Origin of the sequence: Actinomadura sp. NPDC049753 (assembly GCF_040674655.1) — a bacterium.
In the GTDB taxonomy this organism is placed as follows: domain Bacteria; phylum Actinomycetota; class Actinomycetes; order Streptosporangiales; family Streptosporangiaceae; genus Spirillospora; species Spirillospora verrucosospora.
Map to the genome: position 1 here is coordinate 1 of NZ_JBFARL010000189.1, position 9,144 is coordinate 9,144.

Genomic DNA, 9,144 nt, shown 5'->3' on the forward strand with positions numbered 1-9,144 from the left:
AGAGCATCCGAGCCGGGGGCCGCGGCCCGCCTCATCGCAGAGGGGGGGGGCGGCGGCCCGGCGGATGCCGCGGACCCGCAGGCCCATCGCGCGGCGGTGTGCCGCACCGCCGAGCACTGGGTCGCGGCGTACGCCGACCTCGCGCGTTGCCATGCCCTCGCGGGTGCGCAGGTGACCTAGGGCGTGTTTCGAAGTGGGGTGAGCGTCGGCGTGTTGTGAGCCGGACGCAGTGAGGTCTCCGGTAGATGGTTCATCGACCAAGAAGAACCCGTAACCGGAGACCTCGTGGCCACCCTAGCGGTGACGGGGCGGTTCGACCTGACCGACGCGCAATGGGCGATCCTGGGGCCGCTGCTGCCCGTTGCCCGGCGGCCGGGCCGACCGTCCAAGTGGACCAAGCGGCAGCTCATCGACGGGATCCGCTGGCGGGTGCGGACCGGCGCTCCGTGGCGGGACGTGCCCGAATGCTACGGCTCGTGGCAGGCGGTCTACGGCCTGTTCCGCCGCTGGCAGCGCGACGGCGCCTGGGCGCGGATCCTGGCCGCCCTGCAGACTCGGGCGGACGCGGCCGGGTTGATCACCTGGGAGGTGAACGTCGACTCCACGATCATGCGGGCCCATCAGCACGCCGCCGGTGCCCGGCGGCGGGGCGATCTGCAGCGCGAGCCGCCCGGCGGGACGGTCACTGAGCCGGACGATCACGCGCTGGGCCGTTCCCGCGGCGGGTTGTCGACCAAGGTGCATCTGGCGTGTGAGCAGGGGCAGAAGCCCTTGTCGCTGGTGGTGTCGGCCGGGCAGCGCGGGGACGCCCCGCAGTCCGAGGCGGTGATGGCCGGGATCAGGGTCGCCCGGCCTGGTCGGGGTCGTCCCCGGACCCGGCCAGACCGGGTCCGGGCCGACAAGGCCTACTCGTCCCGGGCGATCCGTGCTCACCTGCGCCGACGCGGTATCGCAGCCACGATCCCAGAGCAGGCCGACCAGGCAGGCCACCGGCAACGCCGAGGCAGCAACGGCGGCCGTCCACCCGCTGCTTTGCTTCACACCGAAGAGGCCACTGGTTCGAACCCAGTATCGCCCACCCCAACTTTCCGCAGGTCAGGGCCTTCTCTGCAGCATGATCTCGTGTGTCCCGATGACCTCTTCGTAGGCTCAGGAGCCAGCGGGGAGCCAACGCCCTCATATTCGTACGCTTCGGGATCCCCGAAGAGGTCACCAAGCCCCGCTCGGCACTTCGATGCAGTCGGTGACGGTCCTTGCCGATTTGGTTGGCGTGGCGTTCCGGGCGACGGCCTGATCGAAAGCGGTGCCCCGAGGTCAGCCGCCACGAGCACGACGGCATCGAGCAGTTCGCGCAGTTGTCGAGGGAGGCGGGCTGAGAGCCGGCTGCAGGATCTGCGGCACGGAGCGGTCACCCTTTGCTTACCGGTTACGATCTCAAAGTCGTCCAAAGAGACCCTGCGGCTCTCATCGCCGCCATCGCATCCGACATCTACACGGGCGTCCCGCCCCGACTGGCGCCACAGCCATCATCCTCCGGCCCGCCGTGCCCGCCGTCCACGCCGCCGCCCGAAGGCCACCCAGCTTTCGACAGCTACAACACCCGACCGCAGCGGCAGGCAAGCTGAAGGCTCCAACATGACCGCTGGAGCTGCTGGGGTGCGGACGCGCTCTAACAGCGGCCGCGCGGTCTTCGCTGCACGGGCAATTCGGGTTCAACGCCGCTCGAAGGACCCGTGCAGGGCCGCGCACCGGCGGCCTGGCGGGTGCCGTCACCTGAGACCGGCGACGGCGCCTACACGAACCCCATCTGGGCGTGCTACATCCCCGCTGCCCAGCCACGACAACGTAGGGATTGCAACAGGGAACACCCGGTGGTGGCTACGTTCGCGGCGATGATCAGCCCGCGGCTTGATACGCCACGGCTCATCGGGCTCCACCGAGACGTGTCGCGGCGTCGATGACGGACCGTCCACATCCTAGGCCACCAGAAGCGCTGGCAGCGTCACACCGGGGCCGCCGCGATTCTCGCCAGCCTCGCAGACCGGCTGGGTTGAGTATGTCCGCTCATGCCGATGAGCGGATGCCGAGGGATTGCCGATCCATTTCGGACCGCCGAGCCAACACCGAGCCGGCATGGGCTCTTGGAGATCTTGTGGCTTCCTCGCCAGCGGTCCCACCTGACATGCACGGATGGAGTTCGGCAAGAGCAGGGTTCGACTTTCTGGGTTCGACATCCAGCGGCGCACCGAGAGAGGGGCCAGCAAGAGTACGTCTGACACGATGATTGCTACCTATGCCGCATTCGCCACCAGGCGACCCATAGGGCCAGCCGGACCGCAGCCGCCCTGCGGCCAGGCGCGATCAGCCGCGCACCTCGCCACAGCATGGCCGGCCCATCCGACACCTCCGTTCGGCCGTCGGAGAACACGATGATCAGCAGCGGGCGTCGGCAGGGACGTCCGCCGAGAGGCCCGCCCAGCACAGGGAACTCGGTGGCTAGGTAGGGGTCACGACAGGAGCGGGCCAGCACGGGTGGTGCCAGGACGCTTGACAGCCGCGCAGCGATGGACGAGCAGCCGCCGCAGGCCCCGTCATAGATCACCGCGACCTCGGTCACCATGGGGTCAGCACGATTCCGGTGCCGAGCGCCGCCAGCATGGCAAGCGCGGTTCCTGCGGCGAGCAGCCTGCGGTGGGCGATCCAGCGATCTTCCCACCCTCCGTCGGCGCCGTGGCCGATGCTCGCGGCGGGCATGATCCAGCGGGCAAGGGCGAAGCCGGCTCCAGCTGCGAGGGCACCCGGGAACGGCAGGACCAACAGGACAGCCAGCAGCACCAGATGGGGCAGAGCTGACGGCGAGTACGTGCGCATACCCGTCCCCATCTCGAAACCGAACTGGATCGGGCCCACAAGACGCCCGCGATGCTGCACCTCCTCCGGGACGAGGCGCTTGTTCTCGGGCACCGGCAGCTTCACCAGTCCCGTCTCACGCAGCAGGACGGCGAAGGCTGCCAGACCGAACAGTCCCGCCCGCACAGAGAAGGGCAGCAGCGCCTGGACCAGGCCACCGAATACGGCAGTGATCAGGGCGACCAGCAAAGCGCCGACCTGCAGGCCGAGGCCGAAGGCCAGCAAGGGACCGGAACCGCGCCAGACCGGCGCGCTCAGCAGGAATGCCGAATTGTTGCTTCAAGTGGAGCCCGAGTTGGCGTAGCCGGCGTTGAGCCCCGCCCAGCAGAACGCCAGGAGCGTCGCTATACCCGCCATCGGCCCTTGCCGATCTGGTCCGGCCGTGGCCAGCGCCGCCGGTACGGCGGCCCCGGCCACGATCGGCACGGCGAGGCCGAGCGGGTCCAACAGGATGCGGCGGCACCACGGGCGTTTGCCGTCCATGAATGCGGGCGGCTCTGGACGAATGGTCATGGGTGCTGCCGCCTATCCCATCACGCCTACGAAGCAGACGGCGATGGTGAGGCCCGCGTATTCGTTGTCGGCCCAGGAGATATGGGTCCAGGCGTCCGAGCACCGGAAAGTGTTGCCGTCAGGGGCCGACCATCGCCAGGAGTTCCTGCCGGCGCAGAAGCTCGGGGTGCGCTGAGCCCAGACAATCTCCCGGATCCCGTTGTGGGTGTATTCCCAGAACCCGTCGAAGTGGCGGCTGTCGTGATTGCAGGGCTTGCTCCCCAATCGCCAGCCTCCAACGCACATGTCCGGGTCCCCGGTCCACCAGTTCGATTTGGCAGGGGTGTAAGCCCCGATGCCGCCCCCTCCGCAGTGCGGGTCGAGCCACTCCGATGTCGAGGCCGGGTCGGCGCGGGCTGCCCGACGGGAGGACACCCAGTCATAGGGAGCCAACGTGGCCGCCAGCGCCGCGGCCCCGAGGGCCTTGATCATGGTTCGCCGCGACGCCGGAGGGTTGGGTATGAGGGTCCGGACCCGGCTCGGGACGGCGCCCTCCGGAGCGGTCTCCGCCATGGGGATCGAATCAAAGCGCATGGTGACTCCCGGTTGGATCGGTTGCCCGGGCAAGACCGGCGAGGAGGGCGGAGACGTCGGTGTCGGTGTAGACGAACCGGCGATCGGTCACGCGACCCGAAGTTCCGATCAGGTAAAGGCAGGGGGTGTACCCCTCGGACAAGGCGGACCACATCCCGGGGTCCACGACGCACTCCAGCCCAGGGGCGTCGCCGAACGTTCGGGCGGCGCCCTGCGAGGGGAAGAGCGCGACAAGCCGCGATCTGCCGAGATCGTGCGTGGCGACGTAGTCGGCCGCGGCCCGCCATACGACACCGCAGACGGAGCAGCCGTCGCTGAGCAGCAGTACCAGCGTGGTCGTGGCGTTGCCGGTGGGCTGCAGAGCCTTGGGGGCGATCGGATGCTCGTCGCTGAGCAGCGTGTTCCCGGGGTTGAGCGCCGTCCGCTCCAGCAGGCGAAGCCTGGAGTAGACGGCGCCGACGGCCAGCACGGCGAAGCCGGAGGCGAGGAGTGAGCAGAGGCTGAGAGCGGTCGGCAGGCTCATCATGTGGATCCCTCACGCCGCCCAGATGACCTTCAGACCGGAAAGCACGGTGTCGACGTGGTTCTCGTAGCGGTCGACGATGCTCTTGGGCGTGAGGGCGCCGGGAGGCGCCTCGGGCCGGAAGCTGACGTCGAACACCGCGGTCGAGTTGGCGAACATGTAGGACCACTCGAAGGGCGTCCCGGCCAGCTTGGCCGCCTGCTCCTCTCGGAGGTTCTGCCGGATGCGCCAGACCTCGGCGTCCCCATGCTGCCGGCCCCGCCAAACGGGGACGTTGTCCCGTGCGCTCCGAGCGTCCCTGGCGATGACGGTCATGCGCGCGTCCGAGCCGACAAGCATTGTCCCGTGCTGCTGGATGTTCGTGGCGGGCTTCGCGGTCACCCGCGCACCGGTCGGGGAGTCGATGAACGTCAGCATCGAGACGATGCGGTTCAGCACCGCGGCCCTCGGCGGGGGACCCCCGAACCACGTCGTCGCCTCGTTGTAGGGGCCTGCGAAGACGAGACAGCCATTCGAGTGGTCCACTGCTTCGTAGACCACGATGTCGAAGCCGTTGCGGCGGTAAACCCGCTTGCTCGCCCCCGGCAGGATGTTGCTCGGGACGACTTCGTGCTGGCCTGCCTCCGCGAGGTGAAAACTTCGCAGGTAGTTGGGACCGCTGAACTTGGTCGCGCCGTACCAGCGCAGCGGTCCTGCCTCTGGTGGCAGCATCACCGACACGCGTGCGCCGTCTGCCGCCGCGCGGACGACTTCAAAGAGAGGCGCCGTCATCGGCCTTCACTCCTTCCAAAATATTCCACACATAACGTTCGATATTGGACATACATGCCGCTTCAATCTCTACCGGTTTCTCGCCGGTGCGCCAGATGTTCGCTTCTCTCCCGGTTTGTGACCAATGACCCACGGTGCCGGAGTGGAACATCGATTGAGTACCCCGAAGCGTGACCTGTACACGCAGCAGGATGCACCGATCGCCCCGTTCTAACTCCGCGACGGCTCTTCGTGTCCTGAGTCGTGAATTCACTCGCGAGAACGTGGCGCACATGAAGTCGGATGGCGGCGAATCGGCCGGATCTCCGATGGCATTAGGTCGTCAGGCGCCCGTCATCAGGACGGTGTTCAATGCCTCACCCGCGTCATGGGGCTGGCCGATTGGAGGCGCTGAAGAGTTGGCCGAGCATGTGGTCGAACAGATGACGGAGGGCGGACGGGCGATCGCTGGGGGCTGTCGAATTGTCCGGGTATTCATGCTTAAAGAATGATTTGTGCTATGAAAAATATCCCTGGCCGGCTTCGTTGGCGTTGAGATCACCTCAGGAAGCGGGCTTTGACGCGAACGAGGATGGGCCTTAGTCAAGCACTGACGCTCTCTATCCTCCCCCTGGGAATCCTAATGGAAGCCACGGCGGGAGGGTTGGGGGTTCCATAAATGGGGCACAGTAGGACAATAGCGGAGAAGGCTCGAACTCCGGCATATGCCTTTCCGAAGCCGGCTGCTGAGACCGCGCCTTGGGATCCGGACGACAGTCCGGCGCGCGCCAGGGTGGAAACGGCGCTGATCATCGCTGGGCTCGGTGCCATGCTGCTCATCCTGCCCCGATATGCCTGGGGTGACGGATCGTATCGTTATGTCCAACTTGCCGCGATGCTCACACATGGCACCATGCCGGACGTCAAGTACTCCATGCTCGGCCCGGTGCTCTCGGCTCCCCTCTGGTTGGCGGGAAAGGCGTTCGGCGCGGAAGAATGGTGGTGCCTGCGTTACAACGCCTTTCTTCTGATTGGTGGGGTGACCTTCTGCTACTTCGCGCTGCGCGGTAAGATCCCCCGACGCCTGCTTCGGACCTTCATCTTGTTGCTGGTGTTCGGCTCGATGTTTCCGTACCACCAACTGTGGTATTATGGGGAGGTTTTCACGGCGATCCTCGTGATGACGGGAACCGGCGCCATATTGATCAACAAGGTGAGGCCTGGCTGGTTCGCGATTGTCGTCGCTGTGGCGAACACTCCTGCGACACTCCCCGCGCTGACGTTGTTGACCGTGCACCGGATCTGGGACAGTCGGCGGCTTCGCTGGGCCCTCGCGGTGCCCGCCGCGGTCACGTTGGTATTGCTGGAATCATGGATTCGGCGGGGTAGTCCCTTCGCTACAGGATACGAAACCAATCATGGCAACCCAACTATCATGCCATATTCGGGTCTTCCTGGTTTCAGTTATCCGATATTCTTCGGGCTGCTGTCGCTGACCCTGTCCTTCGGTAAGGGACTACTGTTCTTCGCGCCGGGATTGTTTCTACCGGCACGCGGCCGACTGAGAGATCTGGCTGGCAGGTGCAAGGGAATCGATCCGACCTGTCCCTACGATCTGTGGATGGCCTTCGCGATAGGGCTGATCCTTACGTACGCCACCTACTGGTCATGGAGTGGAGCGACGTTCTGGGGTCCGCGGTATCTGCTGTTCGCCTCGATCCCGGCATCCTTCGCGCTGGCCGTCCGCCTCTTCCAGCCGGGCCCGTCGATCGCAGCGGACGTCATCACGGTGGTGGCGTTGGCGATGTCGCTGTGGGCAGGGCTCAACGGCGCCGTCTTCGGGGACGTGGACACCTCAAAGGTGTGCTGGCCGGACGGAAGCGGACTCTATGAGGCTCCGCTCTGCTATTACACGCCGGAATTCAGTGCCCTCTGGTACCCATTTGTGGAGAACAAGACCCTCACCAGCGGCCAGCGGATCTATCTCGTGTACGGCTTGGCCGTGGCGGCTTACATCATGTGGAGGCCGGTGATCCGCCTTGCCCGAGAAGCCGGTGGGCTTCTGGCCCCCGCCGTCGTTCGGGCAAGAAGCATGCGTTGGTGAGGCTGCCGCCTCGGCGAGAGGGCGGCTGCGAGGATACTGATCGAGAGTCGGTGCCGGGTAGGCGCTGCCCGGTAGTGATCAACTGGCCGGCGCGAGTGCGGTCCGCGGCGCGCGGGCACGGCGGCGGTGCCCTGACTCCAGGGCAATGACCGCGTCCTGGCGGTGTTGGCGGCAAGCGGGTCAAACGGATGCCACCGGCATCGGTGAGGCGCAACTGCGTGGCTGGCACAAGGTGTTCCTTGCGCACGCTCGGCCACCCAGGCGCCTCCCTGAAGTGCCGGCTTGCGGGGGAATCGGACCCTGGCGCTTCCCAGTCCCAGCTGCCCTGCAAGCGGGTTCCCTCGATCCTCCCGGGCGGAGGTTGCCGCCGGCCGTCAGCCGTTGCCGGGTTCGTCCATGCCGCGATGGCCTCTTCGCCTTGTTCGAAACCCACCCCCCGGGGGGATGCGCCGGGCCGGCCGAATGGGTATGGCAGGGCCCCTCTTCAGAACCGCCATCGACGCCGACCAATGACTGGGCAGGGTTGGCAACTGGAGCTCTCGCCGAAGTGTTGCTCTACTCGAGTGGTCATATATCTCGATTAAGCACAGGCCGGTTGCGCCCTATTTGCACCTAAAGCTCTACATATCGGCGGTTCAAGCAACTTTGGAATATTCGCGCAAGAGTTGATCAGGATTTGGGTGGCGTTTTAGATAGCTTGATCCACTGTCGGGGATGTCTCTGCCGGACTTGAGGCACATCCCTCACTGGTTCTGTGCGTCCGTGACGATGGGCGTATCTGGTCTCGCAATACGGGAGGAAAATCCGCCAAATGAAATCTACCTTTTTTGTCGGTGCGTCGTCTCGCAGGACCTTCATGCTTTCCTGCTTGGCGGCCGGCGTCGCGTGCATTCTCGGCGTGGCCATATTCGTCGCTCTGCAATCCAGAGCCAGAGCCGCGCAAGCGCCTGTGGACCTTGGCACTGCCAGCAGCTTCGCGGTTCTGGCCGGCACGACGGTCACCAATACGGGCCCTAGCGTCATCAATGGAGACTTGGGGGTGAGCCCGGGCACTGCAATCACCGGATTCCCGCCGGGCACAGTGAACGGGGTACAACACAGCGCCGATGCGGTCGCGCTCCAGGCGCAAACCGACTTGACTGCTGCGTACAACGACGCCGCCGGGCGGACTCCGCCCATCAGCGTCTCGGGAGACCTCGGCGGTCAGACACTCGTGCCGGGTGTCTACCAGTCCACGTCCTCGCTCGGGCTGACCGGCACGGTCACCCTCGACGGGCAGAACGACCCGAACGCCGTCTTCATCTTCCAGATCTCATCCACGCTCATTACCGCATCGGGCAGCGTTGTCGCCCTCGTCAATGGCGCCCAGCCATGCAACGTCTTTTGGCAAGTGGGCAGCTCCGCAACACTGGGTACCAACTCCACCTTCGTGGGCAACATCCTTGCCCTGCAGTCGATCTCGGTGAACACCGGAACGATCATCGACGGCAGGGCACTAGCTCGGAACGGAGCGGTCACCCTCGATAGCAACACCATCACGAGGTCCACCTGTACGACACCGACGCCGACGCCTACGGTGACGGCTCCCACGCCTACGCCTACGGTGACGGCACCGACGCCTACGCCTACGGTGACGGCACCGACGCCTACGCCTACGGTGACGGCTCCCACGCCTACGCCTACGGTGACGGCTCCCACGCCTACGCCTACGGTGACGGCACCGACGCCTACGCCTACGGTGACGGCACCGACGCCTACGCCTACGGTGACG

At 66.0% G+C, this 9,144-nt stretch carries 11 protein-coding genes; 5 read left to right on the top strand and 6 right to left on the bottom strand.

All coding sequences use genetic code 11. The annotated features are described in order from the left end of the window. Positions 1-180: hypothetical protein (locus AB0K37_RS33235; protein ID WP_363987731.1), on the top strand; the 180-nt coding region annotated here is incomplete at its 5' end. A 120-nt stretch (positions 181-300) separates the two neighbouring features. Then, positions 301-1,896: an IS5 family transposase gene (locus tag AB0K37_RS33240; protein WP_363987751.1), complete on the top strand. Its 1,596-nt coding sequence runs from the start codon at positions 301-303 to the stop codon at positions 1,894-1,896. A gap of 717 nt (positions 1,897-2,613) precedes the next feature. On the opposite strand, the gene AB0K37_RS33245 is transcribed toward AB0K37_RS33240, so the two are convergent. The 6 genes from AB0K37_RS33245 to AB0K37_RS33270 form a co-directional block, all read right to left on the bottom strand. After that, positions 2,614-3,135, bottom strand: a complete 522-nt coding sequence (locus AB0K37_RS33245) for a hypothetical protein (RefSeq protein WP_363987733.1) — start codon at positions 3,133-3,135, stop codon at positions 2,614-2,616. Positions 3,136-3,189: 54 nt separating this feature from the next. After that, on the bottom strand, positions 3,190-3,423 hold the full coding sequence (locus tag AB0K37_RS33250; protein ID WP_363987735.1) for a hypothetical protein: 234 nt from the start codon (positions 3,421-3,423) through the stop codon (positions 3,190-3,192). A gap of 12 nt (positions 3,424-3,435) precedes the next feature. Beyond that, positions 3,436-3,894 carry a hypothetical protein gene (locus AB0K37_RS33255; protein WP_363987737.1) on the bottom strand — a complete coding sequence of 153 codons (459 nt, stop codon included), beginning with the start codon at positions 3,892-3,894 and terminating at the stop codon, positions 3,436-3,438. Positions 3,895-3,985: 91 nt separating this feature from the next. Beyond that, positions 3,986-4,519, bottom strand: coding sequence for a hypothetical protein (locus tag AB0K37_RS33260; RefSeq protein WP_363987739.1), 534 nt, complete (start codon positions 4,517-4,519; stop codon positions 3,986-3,988). Positions 4,520-4,531: 12 nt separating this feature from the next. Then, positions 4,532-5,290, bottom strand: coding sequence for a hypothetical protein (locus AB0K37_RS33265; RefSeq protein ID WP_363987740.1), 759 nt, complete (start codon positions 5,288-5,290; stop codon positions 4,532-4,534). Beyond that, a complete protein-coding gene (locus AB0K37_RS33270; RefSeq protein ID WP_363987742.1) occupies positions 5,271-5,441 on the bottom strand; it encodes a hypothetical protein in 171 nt (56 codons plus the stop codon). Before AB0K37_RS33270 ends, AB0K37_RS33265 begins: the two co-directional genes overlap by 20 nt. 121 nt (positions 5,442-5,562) lie before the next feature. Between AB0K37_RS33270 and AB0K37_RS33275 the strand changes: the two genes are divergently transcribed. The 3 genes from AB0K37_RS33275 to AB0K37_RS33285 all read left to right on the top strand — a co-directional run. Next, positions 5,563-5,781 (top strand): hypothetical protein, encoded by a 219-nt coding sequence (locus AB0K37_RS33275; RefSeq protein ID WP_363987744.1) that lies wholly within the window; start codon positions 5,563-5,565, stop codon positions 5,779-5,781. 317 nt (positions 5,782-6,098) lie between these two features. Further along, positions 6,099-7,373, top strand: coding sequence for a hypothetical protein (locus AB0K37_RS33280; protein WP_363987746.1), 1,275 nt, complete (start codon positions 6,099-6,101; stop codon positions 7,371-7,373). A gap of 856 nt (positions 7,374-8,229) precedes the next feature. Further along, on the top strand, positions 8,230-9,144 hold a 915-nt coding region (locus AB0K37_RS33285; protein ID WP_363987753.1), incomplete at its 3' end, for an ice-binding family protein.